The following is a 23971-nucleotide window of genomic DNA, read 5'->3' on the forward strand; positions in this document are numbered from 1 at the left end:
GAAAAGTGAGAATCACCAAACCAGTATGATTTATAACCGGTTTGGTGGTTCCTATGTGAACAAAATAAGAGAAATATAAAATAAATGGAAGATTTAAGTAATACCTGATAGCTACATTAATACGAGGAGGACAACATATGTTTTTTCTTTTGGGTAAAAGTGCTAATAGTGCTATAAGGAAGCTAACAGCCAGAAGCATCCAAGTAGATAAACGGAGGAATAGATTTGTTATAACAACAATTCTCCTTGCTGTAGCACTAATGGTTTTTTTGTCATTATATAATCTTGGTGTCAGTAGAGAAACGAAATTATATTTGCAAGGTCGTTATCAGGCATCATTTATTAAAAGTACAGATAATATTTTTGCAACACTAAAAAACAATGAACAAATTGAAATGATTGGTAAAGAGGCATCTCTTGGAACAGAGCGTGTAGGTGACTATACGCTTGATATATATTATAAAGATAGTAATGCACTTAAATTAAAAGGGACATCGAACTTATTAGGAAGGATGCCAGAGAAAAAAAATGAAGTTGTAGTGGAACAGGCATATTTAGAGAACATTAATATGCCTATTAAACTTAATCAGAAAATCTTATTGAATATACCGATTGGAGAAAAGCAAGAATTTACTATTTGTGGAATTATACCTAATAGCAATACTTCCAGAATATATAAAATTTTGATATCGGAAGCATTGTATAATCAGTATGATAAAAATGGTAGTTATGATATATTGATTTCCTTAAAAAATGCTACTAATATTGATAGTGAGACCTTAAAAATGATGATAGAAAAAATTGCGAAGCAGAGCAATGTACCTAGTCAGTATGTTATGTATAGCTCTACTTACTTTGGATTATCAGAAGAGAAATCTACAGTAGAAGTAATAGTAATTGTACTGGCAAGTATTTTTATTATATTTGCATGTTCTCTAGTCATCTATAGTATATTTTACATTTCATCTATTGAAAAGACACAAGAGTATGGTAGACTAAAAGTAATTGGTGCAACTCAAAAACAAATTAGATGTATCGTACAAAAAGAAGGTTTGCGATTGTCAATAGTGGCAATTCCTGTAGGAATTGTGGTTGGGTGTATTTTGGGATATTTTACAGTTCCTAATGGATGGAGTTGGATTACAACATATAAGTGTATTGTAATAATTGCCATGGTTACAGAAATTGCTTTATTAATTGCTATTCATGCTCCTGCGAAAAAAGCTTCAAAGATATCTCCGATTGAGGCATTAAGAATAAACGAAATTGATACAATACCAAAGGTAAATACGAAAAGAGCACGCCGGAAGATAACACCATATTCCCTTGCAAAAATGAACTTTAATAGAAACAAAAGAAAAGCCTTATTAACATTAATATCTTTGGGAATCTCTGGAGTACTGCTTATGTGTGTTGCTACATATACGAATTCAATTGATGTAAAAAGTATGGCGAAACAGCAATTTCCAAAAGGTGATATTATGATTTCTCTGGATCCATTAACTGTACAAGCGAAGGATAGGGCGAAAGATTTTAACGATCTGCAAGTTGGAAATCCGCTAAATGAAAATATGGAAAAGAGTATTCTTGGGATAGAGGGTGTGAAAAAAATTGAATATGTACAAGGTTGTATTTCTAATATGAAATTTCCAGTTGCATCTAACGATGGCAATAACCATTTCTTTTCCAATATAGGAATACCAAAAGATCAATATACTAATTTCTCACGAGGACTGATAGAGGGAACGGCTGATCATCAAAAGCTAATCAAAGGAAAAGGCGTTATTGTTGACAATTCGGAAAAGTTGTTAACTAATTATTATCAATATACTCCCAAAATCGGTGATATAATAGAAGTTCAGACGGATACAGGGATCTGGAAAGAGTTTACAGTAATGGGTATTTGTGAGGCACCTACCCTTGGGGTAGCAACCCCTATTTTCTTTTTTCCAGAAGAGCTATTGTGTGAAATAAAAGGAAATGTAGCAAATTTTAATATGAACTGTTTTATAGATGTAGAAGATAAGCTGTCAGATGTAGAAAAACAAATTTTTGATTTAATGCAGAGTAATGGAGAAATAGAAATTTCGAGTATCAGCGATGTGATGATGCAGTTGAAAAGTGAAGTGAATAAAATTAAAATTCCGTTATATTGTCTAGTTTTATTTGTGGCCGTTTTTGGTGTTATTAATATGATTAATACTTTAATGACAAATATCATATCAAGGCAACAGGAATTTGCGATTTTACAAGCAATAGGATTAACAAACAAACAATTTGTCAAAATACTTCAAACAGAATGTTTATATTATATCGTAGAAACGGCGATAATAACGTTGACATTCGGGACTTTTGCAGGCTATATTTTATGCACAGTATTTAATCAAGTGGGAACATTGGGAACATTGCATTTTAGTTTTCCTATTTTGCAAGTGTCATTTTACTTCATAGCACTTGTATTTATGGCAGGAGCATATTCTTTTTTTGTGATTCGATATGTGAAGAAAGGAACCTTAGTAGAGCGTATTAAAACAATTGAATAAGATTATTATAATCTGTAAACAAAATATTTCAGATAAAGAAAAAAGGAAAACAGAATAAATCCAAAACAGAAGCGGGTATGTGAAAATAGCATAGCTGCTTCTGTTTTGGTAAGCAATTTTAGCAACTTTTAGGAGAACAATTTTCAACTAGAGGGAGAGTTCTTCATACGCAAGTAAATCCGGAGTAACCTTTTCTTCACCCGAAAGGTTTGCTACATTCCGGAAATATAGGCGATAATAATGTCCAGATAAAAGGCGGATATTTTTATCGAATGTAAAGTGATATTCTTTCTGGTCAGTGGAACGGAAAATAATTTTCTGTTTCTTGGTAAGTGGGCTGACTTCACGTTTTGTACAGGTTCCAGTTAATTCGGTATAGTCATGCATCTTGATGGTATGTAGCAGACTCACAATTCGTATGGCAGTTCCAACACCGATGCAAAGACTCATAAGGAGAAATATCTGGTCGTCTGTTATAAATCCGTAAATACATCCAAATAGGACACAGAAAAAGCCGATTGCCCCATGGACAATCAGCTTATTAAGAAATGGTTTTGGCATAATTTGCTCCTTCCTATAATTTTTCAAATGCAATCTGTTTATTGAGGTACAAATTACTGATGGCTTCCAGTACAGGATAACCGGCATGGGTGAATTGGATATCCTGTGCCAGGGTACGGAATGTTGCATCCGAGGTTTCATAGAGCTGCGTCAAAAGTTGCTCTGTATTTTGTGGATGGATGCCCTGTTCTACACAGGTTACAAGCTCTGCCGTAGAAATCTGTACTTTTTTTGCTATTTGGAGTACCGTGTCCTCTATAGCAGTCCGTGCCGGCTTTTTTAGATAATGGATCAGTTCCTTTGTGTGCAGTTTTTTCTTCATGCAGAGATAGATGCAGGTAAAAAGCCGTACTGAAAAACTGTCCTGCAATGGGCTGATATAAAGTTCTCCTAAGAGGCGGTACAGGGCATCCACACCAGTTAAACCATCCCCTTTTACAACCAGTCCTCGAAGCAGCAGCCGATTCAGGTAAGGTTCAATGGGGATATTTTCCGAACGGTGATGTTTTTTCAAGCGTTCGGAAAAAGCAGACTGCAATTCATGGATCTGTCGGATTTGAAATGCGAGGCTGCTCCACAGAAAGAATTCTTCTTCTGTCAGTCCGTATTCCTGCCGGTTATTGATAACAGTCGGTGTTTTATGTTCCTTTATGGAATCCTGGAATCGTAGGATTCCGACTGCAGTATAAAGTGTCAGCATAATCGTTCTCCCTTCAAGATAAAAGAGTATATAATTTGGTATCCTGCTGTAAGTATTTCCGGGCTTTGCTTTGCCATGCCCGGACATGATTCATTGGGACACCATAATGTTTGGAAATTTCTTGGTTGGTATATCCTTTTTGCTGCAGGAGCAGGGCATGTATTCCTTTTCTTAGTGTATTGCAGCTTCTCGCTTCTAAGGACTGCAGGTGCTTATAAATGGGTTCCTGGTTCATACATTGTTCCTGCCATAGTTCGGTTTTTTGGTCTACAAGCAGGGGTTCCATGTCAAATTCGGAAGATGCATACATGGAACAGGTGTATTTTCGTTCTTTTTGCAGTTTTCTCCAATAACTGTAAATGGCATTTCGTATGGCAACTTTGGCGTAAACTGCAAAGGGACGGGTGTTGTCATAGTTCATGGCGGCTTTGCATAAAGCTAAGTTTCCGGCTTGCAGAAGGTCTTGCTGCTCATCGTATGAGACATAAGCACAACGGGAAGTCAATTTTTTTACCATTTCAGGTACCAAATATAAGTACTCCTCTGTCAATCGGCGTTCATCATCTGTCATCGGGATGATCATACATATCCCCCCTTTCAACCAATGGCCCTGAGAGGGATATGGTTATTCTCCAGAATCTTCATGGATTCCAGAATTAGTTGATCACACATATAAGTGCTAAATTCTCCGATGTGTGCTTCCTTGGCAGTCAGACAGAATTTATCAGCAATCCAGCGGTAAGCCTCCGATTTCGTAAAGATGTGGTTTAGCCATATCTGGTCAAATACCCGGTGTGCTTGGATCCTTTTTTGCCGAAGCTCTTTGTTTGCCAGTTTTCCTTTGGCATTGGTAGTGCCAGGATGAACTCCTACATAAGAATTACACTGTGGGAAGTGACTGCACACATAGAGTTTTCCATCTTTCGCTTTATTTCCATATACATAGGACGCATCCCTTAAAATTGCGATGCTGCCGCAGTATGGGCAGCGGATTTGTTTCTGTTTCATAAAGATTCACCTCGCTTACGTGTTTTATACGTATATTGTAAGAAAGCAGGTGATGAATTCCCATAGGATGGGCATAGAAACTACTCCCAGATTCGGACTAAATGGCACAAAATGGCAGAAAATCTAAGAATAGAACAGTGCCTTGATAAGCGGAAAGAAACCGCTGTCTGCAAAACGTGAGTAATTTACTGGTGTAAAGATGAACCCTGCACAGAAAATCCGGATGACATAAACAGAAATCAGAGCTATACATAGCCGATACAGATTTCTGGTGCGTTTGTTCCAGGGCTTTCTCGGACGAAACTTCAGGTACAGGATTAAAAGTGCAGGAATAAAAATAAAGTTCGTAAATATTGTATCGATTCCTTGAATCATAGCAGTGAAATTCAACATAAAATCGCCTCCTTTCTTATCCTGTACGCAGAAAGTGCCAAAAGTGCAACCTTTTACCAGTGATAATGAGATGCTTCCTGGTGCCGCAGTAAAGCAAAACAAGGACATGGCTTATCGGTCAATGCTTCTTTTGCAAAGTAGAGTCCATATAAAGACTGAAATTGTTCCAGTGTTATGGCGGATAGACATTCCGTTGGTTCCGGTATGCGGGAGAAGAGCATACGGGCATCTGCCATGGGCAGGACACATGGACTGCCGTTTTCATCTGGATGATATAAGAAGTGTGGGCCATTACAATAACCTGGGGTTTTACAGGAAACACAGCGAACATAAATACAGGAATGCCAATTTCCATCACAAATATCTAAAAAATGCCGGATGTGTTTGGCATCGGCATTACAACGAGATTGTTCCATATTCATCACCTTTATAGCAGGCAGCCGTAATAAGCTGCCTGTGAGCATATCTATTGATAGTTACTTATCTTTTTTCCGCTTACGGATATATAAGATACCAAATCCTGCAGCAAAGAGGGGTGCGGCACCTGCCAGTAAAAGATAAGGAAGAACGGTTGTTTCATCTCCGGTCTTGACTGGTTTGGAAGGTTCAGGTGTGTCTTTTGGAGCTTCCGTAAGTTTTATCGTCTGTCCTTTATCGTCCAGATCCTCATGGGAAGCAATTTCAAGTGCTGTTTCTCCTTCAAGGGAAAAAAGTTTTTCAAAAACGACTACATCATGTCCAGCCAATGTGCTTCCATCAAAAGTGAAGATGACTTCGACAGAACCATTGGAATCCTTTGGTGTAAATTCTGTTTCTGCCGTGACAGGTTTTCCATCAATCATAACTTCCTTTTGGGTTGTTTTGTCCATCAGTGTGCCGACCAGTTTGTATGGAGTATCCGGAATCAGATTTTGGTAGGATACGGTGTCAATGATGGTTACTTCTTTCGTAGCAACGGCTTCCTGATCCCCATCCGCTTTGTCCTTCGCAGTAGTTCCAATTCCCGGGAAGTAGATAGACTGTTCATGGTCTTCTATATCGGCGTGAACAGCAATCTCTTTTTCCTGATACGTTAAAGACTCAAAGACAACAATTGTTTTGCCGGACAGGATGCTGCCATCAAATGTAAAGGTAAGTTCAATACTGCCAGAGGCATCTTCAGGAGTAAAGGTCGTAGTGGCAGTAATCGGTTTACCATCTGCCTGAAGAGGTTCTTTTGTCTCTTTGTCCATCAAGGTACCGGTAAGTGCATACTCTTTTCCTGGAATTAGGTTACTATATTTAACCGTATCAACAATAGTAATCTCTTTATCGGTTTTGGCAAAATGATCTCCGTCTGCTTTGTCTTTTGCAGTGGTAGCAATTTCCGGGAAGTAGATGGTCTGCCCATTATCTTCAAGATCAGCGTGTGTTGCAAATTCTTTGCCGTCATAAGTAGCAGATTCAAAAACAACTACGGTTTTTCCGGCAAGGGAAGTCCCATCAAAAGAAAAAATCACATCTACCGTTCCAGAGGATTCTTTAGGAGTAAATGTGGTTTCGGCAGTAACCTCTTTCTTATCTATTTCGACAGGTTTTCCGGTTTCTTTATCCATAAGGGTTCCAGTCATAACATATTCTTCGCCGGGCAGAAGATTTTTGTAAGCTACCGTATCTACAAGGGTAACTTCTTTATCTGCCTGGGAAAGATTCATATCTGTTTCCTTATCTTTTGCAGTGGTCCCGATTTCTGGGAAATAGATAGTCTGATCCTGATCTGTAATGTCCGCATGAACAGCCAGTTTTAAATCCTCCTGGTACAGTTCTTCAAATACTACGATTGTTTTGCCCTTCAGAGAAGAGGCATTGAACGTAAAGGTCACTTTTGCAGAACCAGAAGATTTTTTTGGTTTGAAGGTGGTTTCTGCTGTGACAGGTTTTCCATCTATTTCAATTGGCTTTCCGGATTCCTGATCCATCAGTGTGCCGATGAGCTTATAAGACTGTCCCTTCTTTAAGCCTTCGTATTCTACGGTATCAACCAGAGTGATTTTTTCTTCTGGTTTGGCAAAGTGGGAGTTGCTGTCTTTGTCAAGGGCAGTAGTTCCAATGGTAATCTGATCATCCGTTAAAGTTCCCATATCCACGACTACGTGATTTTTGTATACAGAGACCTCAATTTTTAAGAGGTTCATACCTTCATTGGAATCGCAGCGTTGTTCTTCCAAAATGTAGGTGTCATAAATCAGGGCTCCTTTGGCATCATCAGGTTTAGAAGAGCCAAACCAGATTCCGTCTTCAGAAGTTTCCCCACGATTGGTATTTGTAGTGTGCTTATTCCATTCTGAGGAAGTACTGGCATAGCCATTTTTGTCTGTTACAATGGTATGACTTTCTCCTGTAGTTTTGGAGGTAATGGAAAATGGGACATTTGCCAGCCGGTTTAAATCTCCGTCAGATACCTTTACGAATTCTAAATCGCCACGGATTACCTGATTGGAAATCGCTGTTTCTTTTGCAGTTAAATCCAAAATTTTCCCATTTTCTGTGATATGAAACTCCTGAGAGAGTTTTCCCTCGTTCAAATAACCTTCCGGTGCTTTTGTCTCATCAACCCGGTAATGTCCATAAGGGAGAGTATCTTTTTTTGTGGAAGCAAGCCCTTTTTCATCTGTCTTCAAAGTGAGAACTACTTGATCTTTTTCGTAAAGGGTTCCATCCACAAGAACAGGATTTGGACCAAGATTGGTGATTGTAAATTCTGCATCCTTTAAAGAAGCATTTCCCTGTGGTTTGGCTTCTCCCGTTTCCAGATCCCGTTTTTGGATTTTGACACCGCCACGGATAATCTGGTTAGAAACAGAAGTCTCTTCTGTTGTTAAATCTACGATTTCTCCATTTTGGGTGATGTCAAATTCGAGAGCCTTTGCACCATCGGTTAGGTATCCGGAAGGCGCTTTGGTTTCTTCTATCCGGTAATGTCCAAGGGGCAGGGCATCAGCGGCACTTGCAGCAATACCATGTGCATCCGATTTGATTGTAAGCACTGCCTGACCATTTTCATAGAGCTTTCCACCTACCCATACCGGCTGTTTGTTCAAAGTGGTAATGGTAAATTCGGCATCTGCAAGAGATGCGGTTCCTTGTGCCTGTGTTCCCTGAGTTTCCAGATCCCGCTTCTGAATTTTGACGCCGCCTCGGAAGACCTGTTCTTCGACAGAAGAAGCGTTATAAATGGAGATGGTTTCTTCCGTACCGGTACTGGTGATTTGCTGTACGAAAACAGATTCGTTTGGAAGATAGCCGGCAGGGGCTTTGGTTTCCTGTACGGTTACTGTACCCAGTGGGAAGCAGGCAGTCTTTCCATCACTGGCATAGAAAAATTCATCCCCGGATACCAAATAATCTTTTGTAAAATGGATTTCTCCAGAGGCATCTGTTTTAAATATCCAGGTGCGAACCGGTTTCTTTCCATTTGCTCCGGGATCGGTAGCTGACTGCTCTGTATAGAATTTTATTGTAAATTCGGCATTGGCGAGAGAGCCGGTTCCCTGTGCAGAATTTTGCTGGGTGTCAGCATCCAGCTTTTTAAGGAGCAGTTTTACGGGATTATTTTGAGGAATGTCCTTTACTTTTACGGTAGATGTTCCTTCTGCTTTTACCGTAACATTATGGGCGGAAGTATCTATAGCAAACCCTTCTGGGGCACTGATTTCTTTGACGGTGTAACTTCCTTCTGCCAGTTCTTTGGATTTTGCATATCCTTTTTTATCGGTAACAAGAGTTTCTACCAGTTCTTCCCCTTTGTAGATTCCGTATTGGGCTCCTTCTAAAGAGTAATTGCCATTTTTATCGGAAATATCGGTATTGGCAGAAGATTTCTGCAGTTCGATAAAGCCGTTTGGAACCTGATACCAGCTTCCTACAAAAGTTTGGGAAGCATCGCCAGGAACGATAAAAGCACGGAAGGATTCTGGTGGGGCAGGAAGCCCTTCAATGGCGTTGGCAACTTCCAATGCTTTGTCAATATAATTTTGGGGTGCACCATGAAAAGCACCAGTGTCCCCATTATTTCCTGCATGGATATAGGCAACGACCAGATGACCAATGACATAAGAATTGTCATCGGACCATCCTTGGAAATATTGATCTTTTATTACCTTTTCATAACCATATCCACCGTTTAAGTAGTAAAGAGCTTTTCTGAGTGGGGAATTTTTTCCCAAAAGGTTATAAGGATATTTTCCGGAAGCTGGTGTTTTCTTTAATGGTTCTACGCAATAAGCCGTGTTATTTCCATCAAAGCTCATGCGGGAAGTATAATAGTCCCCGTATGGAATTTTGGCTCCTGCCGTATAATCAATGGTTCCATCAGCAGCATAAGCGGTATGAGCATTGAAAAAGAGTGTGCTAAGAAACATCGTGACACAAAGAAAAAGGGCGGTTAGCCGGATATGAGGTTGTTTTGCTGGTTTTAACATAAATCTCCTCCTTTGTTAAAAAGAAAAGCAGCCACATTCGGGCTGCAGGTAACATTAACCGACTTTTTTATCCTGGCGTTTCAAGATTTCCAGGAGTTCCTGTCGGTCTGTGGTAATTAATTCTTTTTCCAGGTTGGAAGCTTTAAATTCCACAGTGATATTATTATTGTTTGTTGAAATCAGTCCGTTTCCACGTTGGAAATGGGTGATATTCATAACTTCGGTTTCGGAAAGACGAAGAATGGTTTTTACACGTTGTGCCTCTTCATCTTCCATGTTAAGAATAATTTTGGTTTTACAGTTATTGATAATGCCTTTTCCATATTTTCCGTCATCAAGAGCAAAAAAGTCATTGAGGTCCTGGGTTGCAAAAATACCGGCACCAGAGTATGCCCGGATGATCTTGGCAATCTCCAAAACGAATTCAGCGGCCAGGCGGTTACTGGAGGCACCGATGAGCTGCCATACTTCATCTACGAAAATGGCTTTTTCTTCGGTACGATTTTCTTTGGCTTTATCCCATACATAGTCCAGAGCAACAAACATCCCTACCGTTAAGAGATCACTGGAACCAGTCAGCTCTGAAATGTCCAAAACGGTATATTTATTGGTCAGATCTACATTGGTCTGCTGGTTAAAAGAGGAAGCAGAGCCATGGACAAGACGGTTCAGGATGTGAGCCAGTCGTTTGGTATCTTCGGTTTCCATCAAAACATCATATACATCGCCAAGAATTGGCATCGCTTTATAATGATCCGGGTGTTTGGGATCAATGAGGGATTCATTCTTATGGGTGATTCCCTTTCTTGCATAGGTTTTAATCAGTGCTTCGTCCAAAAGCTGTTTTTCCTCATGGCTCATATCTGGAATGAGCAGAGAAAAGAAAACGTGCAGACGTTGAATCTTACTGGCTAAGGCAGATGCGTCTAAAGTTGGACCGTCCAGCAGCTCATTGACAGAGTTATCTACTTTTCGGATTTCCATGACATTGATGCAGTTTTGGCTGGCAGGAGAAATCTGGATAAAGGTTCCTCCTACATTTCTGGCAGCCCGATAAAACTCATGACCTTTTAACGGTGCGATGATAAATACCTGGATTCCTTTACGCCGCATACGAAGTGCCATAGTCTGCATGGTAAAGGTTTTTCCGGATCCAGAAGTGCCAAGAATCGCAATATTGGAGTTTTTATATTGTTTGGAGTCAAAAATATCAGCAATCACTAAAGAGTTGTTATGCTTATTTACTCCAAATAGGATGCCGTTGTCATCGCAAATGCTGTAGCTGACGAAAGGATAGCAACTGGCAGCTCCGGTGGTTAAGACATTTCGTTTTGAGAGTTCATAGAGCTTCTTATCCAGGTTTACAAGAGGAAGGGAAGATAAAAATCCCTGTTCTTGCAGGAAGTAACAAGACCGCAGATCCATATCCTGTGAGATGAGAAGTTTTTTCATCTCCTGAATCCGCCATTGCAATTCTTCCAGATCACCTGCCGTAATCGTAATCAAAAGATTCATGTAATAGAAATCTTCATTATTAGCAAGTCCCTGTTTGAGGAAATAGCCGGAACGGATGGCAGAATCCAGATCATCAAAATCCGCATTGGTATCAGAGGCATCTTTGATCTTTGAACGGTTGATACGGATTTGCTGTCCAAGACGTTGCTGGATCTTATCTTTGGGCTGTTTATGCAGAAAAAAGTCAATGTCAATTCCTTCGCCAGCATTGATAAGCAGGGACAGCCAACCTGGCATTACTTTTGCTTTGTAACCATCGCACGGCACCAGCAGGTAAGAATGGTAGATGCCATTTACCAGCACATAGTTGCTGTGCTTAAAGTCCAAAGACTCTGGTGCAATGAATTCATTGATATGGATGTTATCCACTTCCTGCTCACGGCCAGATTCCATATAGCGGGTAAGTACCTGGTTAATCCGTTTTGGCAAAGGTGTTTCGGTACATTTGGTACGGTTCAGTAAAGTGTAGAGTACATCGGTTGTAAACTCATCTTCATTGTCATGAACCAGCACATCGTTGCCGCATTGATATAGAAAGGTTTTTGCGGTCTGTGCAGCAGTTTCCAAAGCTGCCAGGATTTCCTTTTCCTCCACCTTCCGATTCACATTGAAAGGTTCGTATTCAAAGATTAGGAAAAAACGTCTGGAAACCGCTTCTCTGGAACTTAACTGCCGGACAAATTGGATATAGTCTTTTTGTAACTGCCGGCAGTTAGGATCTGATTCCCGTTCCATTTCCAAACGGGACTGTTCCAGATGTTTGTTGATATCCGCTTTTTTGGAGATCATCTTAATCTGCAGTTTCACAGGACTGATTTTTAGGTAGGAGATGAAGCTGAAAATGATCCCCTGTTGTTCCCTAGCACTGCGTAAAAGGAAATTGATCGGTTCAATCTCCAGAATTTTTACATAACGATGGTCTGTCGTGTAGATAACACCATTGGCAATTTTATCAATAGGAAGATAATCTTCCAAGGTGATTTCTTTTCGTTTTTTCTTTTTGCTTTTCCCGGAAGCAGCAGATGACTGGTTGGAGGCTTTATTCGCAGTTCTTTCTTTTTTTCGTTCCTCCGAAAGTTGCTGCTTTATCTGTTGTTTTTCAAGTTTTGCCTGCCTTTTCGCACTTTTACGTGCAGCGGTTTGTTCTTTTTTTAATTGTCGGGACTCATATTTAAGAATCCGGATGTCTTCACGAGCCTGTTTGCGTATTCCACGTTTTGTAGAAGTATCAAACTGTTGGCGTTCTTTTTTTTTAACAGCAGGGGATTCTTTTGCCTTCTCTTCAGAAGACATCTGAGAGCAGTTCTCTTCAGAAGAAGATTCTGCAGGTTGTTTTGGATGCCGTTTGCGTTTCTTGGTTTTGGGTTCTTTGTTGCGGGGCTTTTTTATCCGGTACTTTTTTTTCGGCTCCGGATGTACATCCATACGGTAAATAACCCGGCGGTTTTTCAGAAAACGCAGAGCGTTCATTAAAAACGCAGTAATGCTCTCCCCACCGATTCCAATTAAAGAAATCATAGCAGCAGGAAGAGCAGTCATACAGAGAATAATAATTCTGACAGTCAGTGTCAGAGGCAGATTGATAACAGGAATGGTGATCAGGATTGCCAGGACACCGCCTTCGATGGCATTACGGATTTTAAACATTCCGCCCATAAAGGTCCCTTTTTCTATAAAATTGCGAGGGATGAAGACAGGATGTTGTTCTTCAGTATTGTTCATGGCTGCACCTCCTTTGGTTCTTCCATGGAAGGGGTTTCAGGAACTTCTGTGACAGGGGCAGCTTTTTTCGAATTCACGGAGGTATTGTCATAACCTCCTTCTTGCAACTGTTCAATTTCCTCTGTTGTGATGGAAGGAAGTTTGTCATCTGTCGGACGTTCATAGATGATTTCTTTTCCAGAATCAGGGGTACGTTCCTCACCGAAAAAGAATCTTCCAGTAGAGGAAGTGTAGTACACAGGAAGAACGGACTTATCCGGAAGCTGGAACAAAAAATTAATATCAGAAGCATTGGGATAGGTAGTATCATCAGCAAGGAAACGGATGGAAGTTAGAGACATCTGTTTTACGTTTTTAAGATAGGAGGTCAGTTCTTCCTGAAAAAGTTTCACCTGTTCCTTGGAGAAAAAGTCTTCCAAAGCTTCAAAATCCTGAAAGATTATGGATTCGTTATTTTCTGCTTGTTCTGTCTCGGCATTTTCACTGTCATCGTGCTGCGTATTTTCGGTTTCGGATTCTTTGTTTCCTTTTTGAGATTTCCAGATGGAGGGAAAGACAAATCCGATGATAATTAAAAAGGCCATCATAAAGATAGCCAGAATTGCTTTTTTTCTGTTCATAAGAGTCTCCTTTATTTTTTAGCGAAGATCCAATAGGCATTTGCGGTTGCATGCACTTCCGTCATCATATCGAATTCCCAGTTGATGTAGTTTTTGGAGGAACTGTCATTGGGATCATTGACTAATACTTTACCTCCAGCCGTTACACCACGAAGGACAATAAAATGTCCGCCGCTGGTAAAAAGCCCAGCTCTTTGGGAACTGATGACCGGACGACCTTCAGATAAAGCCTGAAGCACCTGGTTGGGATCACTGGTCTGTGTGACAGCCCCACACCCAAAATGATCGGACGCTGCCTGAAAATAAGACCAGTAAGTGCCGACTCCTGGTTTGTAATAGGAATTTCCGCACCAGGATATTGCATCAATAGGTGTAATGGTAGTGCCTGTAAGATAACTGGCGATCATGGCAAAACTGGTAGGTCCACAACCGCTGGATGCAATCGAACCACCGCCATAGGGGATATTTCCATAGTCTGTCTGGAGATAGTGTGGAATCTGCATGCCGTTTGCGGGATAGCTTCCGCCACTGGCAGTAATTTGGTAATACCGAAGGACATGATCCACATATTCTTTATCACCATACCGGTCATAAGGCCAACTTGGTCTTGCACACATCATGTCAGAATAGGCGATGGCGTTTTCTTTGGTATATCCACCGTCCCGTTCCATTGCCCAGTCAATGTAACCGGATCCGTAATTGTAGCCTTGGAGTGCGAGTTTGATCCGGTCTAAATCGGTAGGACCGGTACATCCTGCCTTCTCCAGTGCATACTTTAATTCTTGAATTCCACATTCAATGGAGTATTCCGGATCTGTAATCCCATTTGGCACATGGGGATAGCGGGTATTAAATCCACCTTCCGCTGCTTGCATAACATCCAGCCCTCGTCCGCCAGATTCCTGCATCATGACTGCCAGAATTAAATCCACATAATCATTCATACCATATTTCGCAGCGGCTCTTTCTACAGCAGGGCGGTAGGACAATACCTCATCACTAAGATTGATAGCAGCTACGATGCCGGAAGAAGCAGTTCCAAAGAAAGCAGTCAGATTTTCTGCATAGTTTTTGGCAAGTTCTTTCTGCTTGTCTGTAAGATGGAATACATGGTCTGCAAAATAGGAATCCCCAGCATAAACAACGGTATAGGTGTGTTTCGTAAAAGTAACCGTCTGTGTTTGTGCCTGTCCCTGTTCTGTGCCGGCTTCTCCTTCTGCACCGCCATCAACGGTAACTTCCATGGTAACTGTTTCGGTTGCTACATCATAAGAAAAAAGTCCTTCTTTGTTTTCACGGATGAGTTTCTTTAATTGGTTTAGGTTGATGTTTTTATAGTCATCCTGGCTGGCACAAAATTGTGAAATCAGCAGATTGGCATTGATGGAGATGCTGTATGTATAGGGATCATTGATGGATGCAGTATCACCTTGTGGAAGACGGGAAATTGCTGCATGGATCTCTGCCAGAATGTCTTCATGGCTTTCTTCTAACACTTCAACGATGGCTTCACGGGAAGCACGGATGTTTTCACTGATCATAGAGTTGCTGTTTAGCACATCGCTTTGGTCGGTCAGACTTCCAAAGATCAGACTAGGGAGCATCACAATAAATAAAACCGGAAGCAGCAGTATGGCGAGAATAACAAGAAGAATTTTAGCGAACTGATTCCGGCTGGCTATGACTGCTCCAATCGCTGCTGAAAAAGGCCCGCCAAGGGCTGCACCATATCCTGCTTTGGAGAAAGTGGCTGCTGTTTTTAAGGACTTTAGGTGAGAAATGGTACTGGAGCCTACATCCATTGCTTCGTCAAGTCCAGAGCGTTCTGTATCCATCACTAAATCCGCTCCTTTCTTGGAGGAGTAGGAGGAAGCTTTTGGACAATGGATTCGTTGTAGGCTATCTTTCCATCGCCAGCATCATAAGGAATTTTGGATACCGTATTTTCAGCATACTGTTTGTACCAGGTAGCTCCGTCTACAGATTGAACAGTTTCATAGGTTCCCTGGGTAGGAGCCGTATATTGATCGGCATGGTACATAGCAAATTCCCGGCTGTCCCCATTGGAACCGGACTCAACTCCTGTTATCCTGCCGCCGCCAATCTCAACATTGGTATAGGAATGATCCGTTTTATCTTCATTTTGAATTCCCATGTAGGATTGAAATGCAGAAACAGCCCCATCACCTTTGATCGAGCCAACTTGACCATAGTTTCCTTGAGCAATATTGCTGATAACGTTATTGGCAAAATCTCCGCCCTTTTCAAGGGAAGACTGATAGAGTGCATTTCCGATACTTGGCCCTTCGGTATATCCGGTGGCTGCATTTACCGCAGAACGCTCTGTCTGCCTTCCAACGGCTCCGGCTAATCCTCCGGAAAGGAAAGAACTTTGTACTGCAGCACTTCCGGGAGAGGAAGAATGGGAACTACTATGGCTTCCACCTCCATGCCCTCGAAAGGAACTTGCAAGACCTCTTCCGGCGATTAAAAGTTCAGCCATCATATTTCCACCAGTATTTCCAACATTGACTCCCAGACTTGCCATAAAGCTGTCAATCTTTTGAGAAACCTTCAAAAAAGCAATGGCACACAGAAACCAGATAAAGACATTACCGGTGACCGTTTCTTTTCCCTGTGCATCTACAGCTTGCTGTACCTCTGCTTCTGTAAGTTCAGCGGCAAAGACCGGCATGGAAGTTACAAGAATCAGACAAGAAATCAATAGCAGGCTGCAGAGCAGTGTTTTCTTATGTTTCATAATCTCCTCCTTCCTAGAGTGATAAAGGGTTTGCAAGGAATGTTCCGACCATGGAAGTAAACAGTCGCAAACACCAGGCGTTCATTAAAAGTAAAAAGAACTGTCCGCCGAGCATACGGCACCAGCTCTTAAAAACATTTCCGGTAGCCTGGGAAGCTCCTGTGGAAAATGCAACAGGTGCGGTGTAGACCAGAACTCCAAGCAGTATATAACGTTCCGCAGCTTCAAAAAGCAGCTTGATGTAATTCCAGGCAAGGATCAGTACCAGTATGAGGGCAACAATGGCGACAGCACCGTTGGCACATACTCCCAAGATGACTGTGATTACAGAATTAAACTTGGCAAATTCCAGTGGTGGAAGATCTTCAGTCAGAATCCAGCTATACGGGGTTCCTGCAATATTCAATAGAAGATCCACGATGTCCTTGGCATAGAATGTCAGGAAAAGGAACATAAAGGTCCGTAGTGATAATTTGATTGGATCTTCAGCGTCAATCCCTGTCCCCATAAAATAATTCTTAAAAAGCTGCCAAACCCAGTTTAAAAGGATGAGTCCGATAGCCAGTGCCAGAAAAATCTGGTACATTGTTTCCGCTGCTGGAAAATACCGGAGAAAAGTATCCATGGAACATCCCAGTGCACCCAGAACAGAAGTAGTAATCAAATCCAGAATGTTCATGACCTGTTCGGCAATCCATTCTACAATTCCGTCAAGTATTCCCATGACAGAGCCACCTCCTTATCTGCATTATCCATTCCACTGACCGCCGGCAAAGAACGGAGTGATGTAAGCCATGATAAATCCCAGACCATTGAGAATCGCCCATGTAATGATGATTCGTTTGAGCCATGCCCTGGATTCATCCACGGTTTTTCCGGATTTGGAAAAATTCATCAAAAGCAAAGCAACCGATGCAGTTACAACAGCCGCAATGGTGGAAATCAGGATAATCTGGTTATATACGTCTTTCATGATTTCTGAAGCTTTGTCCCAGATGGTAGCAGCCATAACTGGTTGTACATTACAGGCAATCAGAGTGAAGACAAGGAAGGCAGTATAGAGATATTTTCCATAGTTCCGATGATGTTTCATGCCCGGTGGGGCTTCTTTGTGTACATGGTTTTTCAAGTAAATGAACCTCCTTCATAAAAAGAGGGCAAAGTGAGATCTTTCACTTTGCCCTGGCTTATAGTTTTCCTGCCTCATAAAAGCTTCAGTCCGGTCAATACGGAGGAACGCTTATTCCATATTTAGTTGTGATACTCCTTTCCATGCACTAAAAAACGCAGCTTGCACCAGAAAAGAGGCATTCTCTGGAAAGCTGCGTTTTCGCTACATATAATTTTGACAGTATCATTCTAACATGGGTAGATTTCCCTGTAAATCGCAGAAGTGTGCCAAGTTGGGACATAAAAATGAATGGTATGTGCCAACGAGGACAAAAAAAACGCAATTTAAGCAAAAAATATGGTTTTGTAGATTAGGAAAGTGTATTTATTAATGGTAACCTAAAATGTTAGGTGAAATTGTTGGCGATAAGTGATTTTGGTTACATAAAACTTAGTACGAAATATTTTTGCTTTGTACGGGGAATTAGTCCGTATAACAAAAATGGAAGAGTATAAGTTGACAGTTGCCTAACAATTTTGAATGAAAGGAGGATGCAAATATGTTTGAAGTAGTGAACAGAACAGTTACTGAAGAAGAGGCAAAAAATATTGATAGCAATATTTGTCTTCTGTGCAATAAAGGTGACAACAACTGTACTATTTGCAATGGTGGATCATTAGATTTCATTAGTTAATTGCCAATTAAGAAGCAGAGTGGTCATTCAAGACTAGAGAACCGGGGATTTCCCCGGTTCTTGTTAGATAATACAAGGGAGGCGATAATATGTATAGTCTTAAGCAAATAACTAAAAACTATGTGAATGGAAAACAGATAACAGAGGTACTTAAAGGCATAGATTTAGATATTGCTGAAGGTGATTTTTTAGCGATTATGGGTAGTAGTGGAGCTGGTAAAACTACTTTAATAAATATATTGACAATGATTGAAGATTATGATGAGGGAGAAATATCCTTTTTCGCCAAATCATTTAGGAAGTATAAGGATAAGGAAAGAGATCAATACAGAAAAAAAGATATAAGTATAATTTTTCAAGATTATAATTTGATTCAAGAAATGACAGTTGAGGAAAATGCTTATTTAGGCGTATTACTAGCAGAATCAAATGCGAAGGAACTATCTTTTGAAGAAGTAGTACAACAATTAAATATAAAAACTCTGTTAAATAAATATCCAGATGAATTATCTGGAGGTGAACGACAGAGAGTTGCAATTGCTAGAAGTATATTGAATAATTCAAAATGTATTTTTGCGGATGAACCAACAGGGGCTCTCAATAAAAAAAATGCCGATATTTTATTAGAGATTTTTAGAAAACTGAATACGGATTTAGAAAAGACAATAGTTATGGTAACCCATGATCCATATGTGGCTTCATATTCAAATAAATTCGTCTATTTAAAAGATGGAAGGATAGAGAAACAGTTGATAAAGAATGATTCACAAAAGAAATATTATAAAGAAATAATCAGTTGTTTGGAGGAATATGATGGATAATACTATTAAAATGTGTAAATTACTAACCAAATTATCCTCAAAAGACTTTAAAAAGAACATTCAGTTAAATCTATATTATGTTGTTATGATTGTTATGTATTCTGCAATAATGTATGGAATAAATATCATATATTCTAAGGATTATGTAATTCAACATATAGAGTATTTTAATGTGGATAATATTCTTTTGATGACACGTATTATGGCAGGATGCTTTTTTTTATTAGCATTAGGAATAATTTTGTATCTTGATAATTACTTATTCAATTACCAGAAGAACAAATATTATTTGTTACGAACAATGGGGTTATCAAGAAGAATAATATCTTATAAAATTTTGGTTGAACGACTTATAGGAAGTATTATAGGACTTTTGATTGGTATTATTATAGGCACTATATTTAACTATTTTTTGACAAAATATATTTTGGAAGTTATGGAGACTACTATAACAATATCTTTCAAGTTATATAAAGATGCATTAGCACTTACTATTTTGGGAAATGCCATATTATTATTAGTTACATTTATAAAAAATGTGAAAAGATTCAAAAGTATTGAGTTAAAAGAATTATTAACAGTAGAAAAGAAAATAAAAATTGGAAAGATTCCTTCAGTTAAAGCAAATATAATTTCCATAATAGTTATTGGCATAATGGGAATAGGAGTTTTAAGATATTATGATTATGTTCAACATTTACAAGAGATTCCTGATAATGTAAAAAATCTTTTGATTTTTTTGGTTATTATTTTAGCGATACTGGCGATAAGAAGTTTTATTTATGCTGGAATAAATTTGCAGACAAGAAAGAGGTTGAAAAAGCAGTATCATAGTATTGAAGACATTATATTGCTCACAGAGTTAACTACATATTCCAAAAGATTAAAGTTTATGATGTTTTCATCTAGTATTATATTGCTTTTTTGTATAGTAGTACCAGTAATGGCTAACATACTATTCACGTGGTCTCATTCATTCAATCAATATAAAGGCTCGTATGATATAGAAGTAAATAGTATTTATAATTATATCAAAGAACCCGATAAGATTGGAGAAATTGAAATTGATTTTTTGAATGAGTATTTAGAGAGTCAAGATGTACATGCTAATAAATTCATTAAGGTTAAAAATTATCTTGCAAATCCAGATTTATTTAAAAATCGTCGAAGGGGAATGTTTCCACCTTATATTATATCCCTAGATGATTATAATTGTGTTAGATCTGCATCAGGATTGGAAAAGGTTAGTTTAAATAAAGATGAGTTTTTAGTTCATAAGTATAAGACCGAACAGAATGTTTTTTCTGATAAAAAAATTGTGTTGTCCAATGGTGTTACTCTGAAAAATTCCCAGAAAGAATTTACAGATTCTGTTGCGGGAGAAAGTTTATTTAATACAGATAATCCGTATGTTATAGTAGTGAATGCATACGCTGTAGAAGGGTTATTAAAAGTATCAGAAACAGTATTAATTGATACACAAGATAGGATAACATATAGCCAAGCAGAAAAAATAGAAAAAGATATTTTGACAGAGTTAAATAATAGTGAAATATATGAGTCAAATAGAAAGTATAATAAAGAAGATGATTTTTTCAAAATATTTGAGGTTACGATGCAAACAATTTCAAATAACCAGTTTGTGACGTTTACGATATTGGTGAATTTATTATCCATCTATTTATTCATAATAGGTATGGTACTTAATTTAAGCATTTTGAGTTTGAATTATTTATTTATTATGAGAAGTCATGTTGATAATATTAAGGTATACCGTAGGCTGGGGGTTAATGAAAAGGAAAGTAGTGATATTAGAAAAAAGGAGAGTAGGTATATCTATACTACTCCATTGGTCTGTGCGGGAGTTTTTCTGAGTATTATTTTAGGAGTATATATTTCATTGAATTATGCAGAAATACATGCTTATGTATCAATAAAAGGTGTTATTTTAAATGCCAGTCGTTATCTGTTATTGGTTATAGGAATGACTGTATTATATGCCTTTATTACAATGAGAATAATAAAAAAAGGAGAGAAGGATACATATGTACAATAGAATTATTCAGTTTAATGATTTCAAGATATTTCGTAATGAAAAAGAGGTGGTTATTTTAGACATAGAAAACGGAAAACTTGTAAAAGTGGATGAAAGAACTCTAAAAGTAATTCAAAACAATAACTTATCGAAAGAAGAATTATTTCAGAAAAGTAAAAAATATTTTAACGAAGAAGAATTTAATTCGCTTGTAAATGCAATGGAAAATGCAGGCTTTCTTAAATATGTGGATTCTAAAAATGAATCGTCGATAGAAACTTATACCAAAGAAAATATTGTTGGAATAACCTTAATGTTGGTTCAAGGATGTAATTTGGCATGTTCCTATTGTTTTGGTGACGAAGGTAGTTATTGTGATTCAGGTAAAATGAGTAAAGAAACTGCTTTTAAGGCAATAGACTATTTATTTGAGCACTCAGATGCCGATAAAGTTTTAATAACATTTTTTGGAGGGGAACCTTTGTTGGCAGTAGATTTAATGAAAGAAATTATTTCGTATTGTAAAACCAAAGATAAAAATGTTGGTTATTCGATGACAACAAACGGAACTTTATTAAATGATGAGGTAAATAAACTAATAGTAGAAAATAAAATTTCGACTATTATCAGCATTGATGGTGATAAAGAAAAAAATGATAAAAACAGATATCATAAAGATGGAACAGGTAGTTATGACCAAACTGTAAAAAATACAAAAGAATTACGAAAAGAGTACGGTTTAACGTCTAGAGCAACTCTTACACCAGGTAATCTTGATATGGTTAATACATTTAATCATTTGAATGGGTTAGGCTTTAAAAATATACCGATGACACCTGCCAATAATTTGACATCAGATGCGGAATTTGTGGAATACATTAATAGCGAAATAGAATTGATAGAATATGCCAAAGAACTTATTCATAGCAATAATTGTTCTAAAGTGCGAAAGATGACTTTTATATACTCTGCATTGTTAAGTTTACACAGGGGTGTATATAGACAATTCGGTTGTGGGGCAGGGATAAGAGACGTTGCAATAGATATACATGGTGATATATATCCTTGTCATAGATTTGTAAGTTATAAGGAAACTTGTTTAGGTAATGTGTATGATACATATCAGGAAAATGAAGAGAAGAGAGAAAAGTATTTAGAAAAAGCACAAATTAATAATCTAAATACTCGTGAAGGCTGCTCTAAATGCTGGGTTAGAAAATATTGTGCAGGTGGTTGTGTGGCTGGAAATTATGAAGAAAATGGTGGTTTATTGTCGCAGCCACCAAGGGAGTGTTTCCACCAACAGGTATTTTATGAAAAATTAATATACTTGTATATGGAACTTAGTGAAAAAGAAAAAAAGGAGTTGTTTGGTGAAAAGTATTAAAAATATTTTAAGCAACTGTCATATTACGATTACTTTTTTTTTGATGCAACATGGAATTTGTTTCTTGTTTTTGCTAATAAGCACAGCAACATCTGTTTATTCACCAAGTTATATTGGAAAACTAATAGATAGCGTTCAAAATATGCAATATAATAATGTGATTTTTTATAGTAAAGCATTGATTTTACTGACTATTATCGCATTAATAATAGAATATTGGAAAGCAAATAGATATAATTATTTTGAAGCAAAAATGAATATTGCTTCAAGACAGGCAATAATGCAAAGAATTACAAATACCAATGCTGATTTTTGGGAAAAATATTCAATAGGAAATTTAGAGACACTATTAGATAAAGATATTCCACAATTTAATAGCTTTTTGGTATCGGATGTTTCTAATGCTGCAGGAAATTTGCTTTCCTTTTTAGGAATAGCTTGGTATATTTTGAGAGTCAACATAAAACTAGGAGTAGTTATTATTGGGTTAGTCATATTTTTTGTCGTTGTTCAAAAAATATATACTTTACCTTTAAATTATAAGCTACAACGAATGAAGGAAGTGGAGACACAAACCAATACATATTCTAATGATATTTTGAACAATATTGAAAGTTACTATTTAATTGATAATGTAAAAAGTGCATTTAGTTTGTATGCAAAATCAAATAAATTATTGTTTGAACAGTTTTTTAAAATAAAAAACCATTATCAAATTTCATTGATCATATCACAGAGTTTTAACTTGATTTCTATTATTGTAATCCTATCAGTATGGATATTAGATTCCAGTATCAATTTAAGCCCTGGTCAATTAATTAATGTGATTTTGTACACCCAAAAACTGTATGTTCCATTATTTAAGATAGGAGAAGTTTTTTTACAATACAAATCATTTTGTGTAGTGTCAAACAGATTGAATTTGTTAGTTAAGATACCTTTACGTAATTATGGTAGTAAGGAAGTAACAAGTATTCAAAAAATAGAAATAACGGACTTAACTAAAAAAATTGATACCAAAGTAATATTTGACAAATTCAATATGTCTATACATAAGGGCAAAATTCTAGGTATAACAGGCGAAAACGGATCTGGAAAAACTACCCTAATAAAATTATTGAGAAGATTTGATGTGGTATACAATGGTACGATTACAATAAATGATGTAGATATTAATGAATTATCACAGGAATCATTGTTAAAGGGAATATCGGTAATGCCTCAAAAGGCAACAGTGTCTGTTGATGATATAGAAGAAATAGCTTGTTATGTGAATAATAATGAACTTTTAAATTTTTTAAACCTAGATGAAGTGCCGAAAAAGCAAGTATATAATTATACTTTAAAATCTGGTGGCGAACTGCAGAAAATATGTTTCTTAAAAGTATTTTTAGAGAATAAAGATGTTTTAATTTTAGATGAACCTACAGCATCTATGGATATGAAAAGTGAAGAAATAGTTGGTGATTTGCTTGCAAAAATAAAGCGGGATAAAATTATAATAATCATTACACATAGAAAATATCTTTTATCTATGTGTGATGAAATAATAACTTTAAATGCATAATTGTATGTTGGTTCAAATGTAACTCTGATGAAGGCATTAAAGACTGGGGGATTTCTCTTATCCCCCAGTGCAT

General features: G+C 37.9%; 18 protein-coding genes. 6 read left to right on the forward strand and 12 right to left on the reverse strand.

Going from position 1 to position 23971, the window contains the following annotated elements; genetic code table 11:
- Window positions 1-137 precede the first annotated feature (137 nt).
- Complete coding sequence (locus LI126_RS01210) at window positions 138-2543, forward strand: ABC transporter permease (protein WP_227164661.1); 2406 nt, start codon at window positions 138-140, stop codon at window positions 2541-2543.
- A 147-nt stretch (window positions 2544-2690) separates the two neighbouring features.
- Here LI126_RS01210 and LI126_RS01215 read toward each other — a convergent pair whose 3' ends face one another.
- The 12 genes from LI126_RS01215 to LI126_RS01270 form a co-directional block, all read right to left on the reverse strand.
- Window positions 2691-3104 carry a hypothetical protein gene (locus LI126_RS01215; RefSeq protein ID WP_227164662.1) on the reverse strand — a complete coding sequence of 138 codons (414 nt, stop codon included), beginning with the start codon at window positions 3102-3104 and terminating at the stop codon, window positions 2691-2693.
- Window positions 3105-3117: 13 nt separating this feature from the next.
- Window positions 3118-3804, reverse strand: coding sequence for a hypothetical protein (locus LI126_RS01220; RefSeq protein WP_004223695.1), 687 nt, complete (start codon window positions 3802-3804; stop codon window positions 3118-3120).
- 13 nt (window positions 3805-3817) lie between these two features.
- The gene (locus LI126_RS01225) at window positions 3818-4387 is read right to left on the reverse strand and encodes a sigma-70 family RNA polymerase sigma factor (RefSeq protein WP_025580277.1); all 570 of its coding nucleotides are present in this window, start codon (window positions 4385-4387) and stop codon (window positions 3818-3820) included.
- A gap of 14 nt (window positions 4388-4401) precedes the next feature.
- Window positions 4402-4812 carry a zinc-finger-containing protein gene (locus tag LI126_RS01230; RefSeq protein WP_004223692.1) on the reverse strand — a complete coding sequence of 137 codons (411 nt, stop codon included), beginning with the start codon at window positions 4810-4812 and terminating at the stop codon, window positions 4402-4404.
- A gap of 123 nt (window positions 4813-4935) precedes the next feature.
- Complete coding sequence (locus LI126_RS01235; RefSeq protein WP_005340350.1) at window positions 4936-5205, reverse strand: hypothetical protein; 270 nt, start codon at window positions 5203-5205, stop codon at window positions 4936-4938.
- A gap of 476 nt (window positions 5206-5681) precedes the next feature.
- Window positions 5682-9665, reverse strand: a complete 3984-nt coding sequence (locus tag LI126_RS01240) for a VaFE repeat-containing surface-anchored protein (RefSeq protein WP_227164663.1) — start codon at window positions 9663-9665, stop codon at window positions 5682-5684.
- Between the two features lie 54 nt (window positions 9666-9719).
- Window positions 9720-12902 (reverse strand): TraG/VirB4 family ATPase, encoded by a 3183-nt coding sequence (locus LI126_RS01245; RefSeq protein ID WP_227164664.1) that lies wholly within the window; start codon window positions 12900-12902, stop codon window positions 9720-9722.
- Window positions 12899-13522 carry a DUF5038 domain-containing protein gene (locus LI126_RS01250; protein ID WP_227164665.1) on the reverse strand — a complete coding sequence of 208 codons (624 nt, stop codon included), beginning with the start codon at window positions 13520-13522 and terminating at the stop codon, window positions 12899-12901. The genes LI126_RS01245 and LI126_RS01250 overlap by 4 nt, the downstream gene beginning before the upstream one ends.
- A gap of 11 nt (window positions 13523-13533) precedes the next feature.
- A complete protein-coding gene (locus LI126_RS01255; protein ID WP_227164666.1) occupies window positions 13534-15357 on the reverse strand; it encodes a lysozyme family protein in 1824 nt (607 codons plus the stop codon).
- 2 nt (window positions 15358-15359) lie between these two features.
- Window positions 15360-16283, reverse strand: coding sequence for a hypothetical protein (locus tag LI126_RS01260; protein ID WP_227164667.1), 924 nt, complete (start codon window positions 16281-16283; stop codon window positions 15360-15362).
- Between the two features lie 13 nt (window positions 16284-16296).
- The gene (locus tag LI126_RS01265) at window positions 16297-17007 is read right to left on the reverse strand and encodes a conjugal transfer protein TrbL family protein (protein ID WP_004223652.1); all 711 of its coding nucleotides are present in this window, start codon (window positions 17005-17007) and stop codon (window positions 16297-16299) included.
- A gap of 24 nt (window positions 17008-17031) precedes the next feature.
- Window positions 17032-17412 carry a hypothetical protein gene (locus LI126_RS01270; protein WP_005340361.1) on the reverse strand — a complete coding sequence of 127 codons (381 nt, stop codon included), beginning with the start codon at window positions 17410-17412 and terminating at the stop codon, window positions 17032-17034.
- A gap of 541 nt (window positions 17413-17953) precedes the next feature.
- Here LI126_RS01270 and LI126_RS15690 point away from each other — a divergent pair.
- The 5 genes from LI126_RS15690 to LI126_RS01290 all read left to right on the forward strand — a co-directional run bounded on the left by LI126_RS15690 (window position 17954) and on the right by LI126_RS01290 (window position 23898).
- Window positions 17954-18088, forward strand: coding sequence for a hypothetical protein (locus LI126_RS15690; RefSeq protein WP_005340371.1), 135 nt, complete (start codon window positions 17954-17956; stop codon window positions 18086-18088).
- A gap of 89 nt (window positions 18089-18177) precedes the next feature.
- Window positions 18178-18909: an ABC transporter ATP-binding protein gene (locus LI126_RS01275; protein ID WP_005340372.1), complete on the forward strand. Its 732-nt coding sequence runs from the start codon at window positions 18178-18180 to the stop codon at window positions 18907-18909.
- Window positions 18902-20965 carry an FtsX-like permease family protein gene (locus LI126_RS01280; protein WP_227164668.1) on the forward strand — a complete coding sequence of 688 codons (2064 nt, stop codon included), beginning with the start codon at window positions 18902-18904 and terminating at the stop codon, window positions 20963-20965. The genes LI126_RS01275 and LI126_RS01280 overlap by 8 nt, the downstream gene beginning before the upstream one ends.
- A complete protein-coding gene (gene papB, locus LI126_RS01285) occupies window positions 20955-22331 on the forward strand; it encodes a PapB family radical SAM/SPASM ranthipeptide maturase (RefSeq protein WP_005340386.1) in 1377 nt (458 codons plus the stop codon). Before LI126_RS01280 ends, papB begins: the two co-directional genes overlap by 11 nt.
- Window positions 22318-23898: an ATP-binding cassette domain-containing protein gene (locus LI126_RS01290; protein ID WP_227164669.1), complete on the forward strand. Its 1581-nt coding sequence runs from the start codon at window positions 22318-22320 to the stop codon at window positions 23896-23898. The genes papB and LI126_RS01290 overlap by 14 nt, the downstream gene beginning before the upstream one ends.
- Window positions 23899-23971 lie beyond the last annotated feature (73 nt).

This window comes from Mediterraneibacter sp. 210702-DFI.5.30, assembly GCF_020560115.1.
GTDB classification, from domain to species: Bacteria; Bacillota; Clostridia; order Lachnospirales; family Lachnospiraceae; genus Mediterraneibacter; species Mediterraneibacter faecis.

Coding starts and splice junctions, on each gene's coding strand:
- LI126_RS01225 (WP_025580277.1), bottom strand. CDS start 4,387: ATGATCATCCCGATGACAGATGATGAACGCCGATTGACAGAGGAGTAC.
- LI126_RS01250 (WP_227164665.1), bottom strand. CDS start 13,522: ATGAACAGAAAAAAAGCAATTCTGGCTATCTTTATGATGGCCTTTTTA.
- LI126_RS01265 (WP_004223652.1), bottom strand. CDS start 17,007: ATGGGAATACTTGACGGAATTGTAGAATGGATTGCCGAACAGGTCATG.
- LI126_RS01230 (WP_004223692.1), bottom strand. CDS start 4,812: ATGAAACAGAAACAAATCCGCTGCCCATACTGCGGCAGCATCGCAATT.
- LI126_RS15690 (WP_005340371.1), top strand. CDS start 17,954: ATGTTTGAAGTAGTGAACAGAACAGTTACTGAAGAAGAGGCAAAAAAT.
- LI126_RS01280 (WP_227164668.1), top strand. CDS start 18,902: ATGGATAATACTATTAAAATGTGTAAATTACTAACCAAATTATCCTCA.
- LI126_RS01260 (WP_227164667.1), bottom strand. CDS start 16,283: ATGAAACATAAGAAAACACTGCTCTGCAGCCTGCTATTGATTTCTTGT.
- LI126_RS01215 (WP_227164662.1), bottom strand. CDS start 3,104: ATGCCAAAACCATTTCTTAATAAGCTGATTGTCCATGGGGCAATCGGC.
- LI126_RS01240 (WP_227164663.1), bottom strand. CDS start 9,665: ATGTTAAAACCAGCAAAACAACCTCATATCCGGCTAACCGCCCTTTTT.
- LI126_RS01220 (WP_004223695.1), bottom strand. CDS start 3,804: ATGCTGACACTTTATACTGCAGTCGGAATCCTACGATTCCAGGATTCC.
- LI126_RS01235 (WP_005340350.1), bottom strand. CDS start 5,205: ATGTTGAATTTCACTGCTATGATTCAAGGAATCGATACAATATTTACG.
- LI126_RS01245 (WP_227164664.1), bottom strand. CDS start 12,902: ATGAACAATACTGAAGAACAACATCCTGTCTTCATCCCTCGCAATTTT.
- LI126_RS01210 (WP_227164661.1), top strand. CDS start 138: ATGTTTTTTCTTTTGGGTAAAAGTGCTAATAGTGCTATAAGGAAGCTA.
- LI126_RS01255 (WP_227164666.1), bottom strand. CDS start 15,357: ATGGATACAGAACGCTCTGGACTTGACGAAGCAATGGATGTAGGCTCC.
- papB (WP_005340386.1), top strand. CDS start 20,955: ATGTACAATAGAATTATTCAGTTTAATGATTTCAAGATATTTCGTAAT.
- LI126_RS01275 (WP_005340372.1), top strand. CDS start 18,178: ATGTATAGTCTTAAGCAAATAACTAAAAACTATGTGAATGGAAAACAG.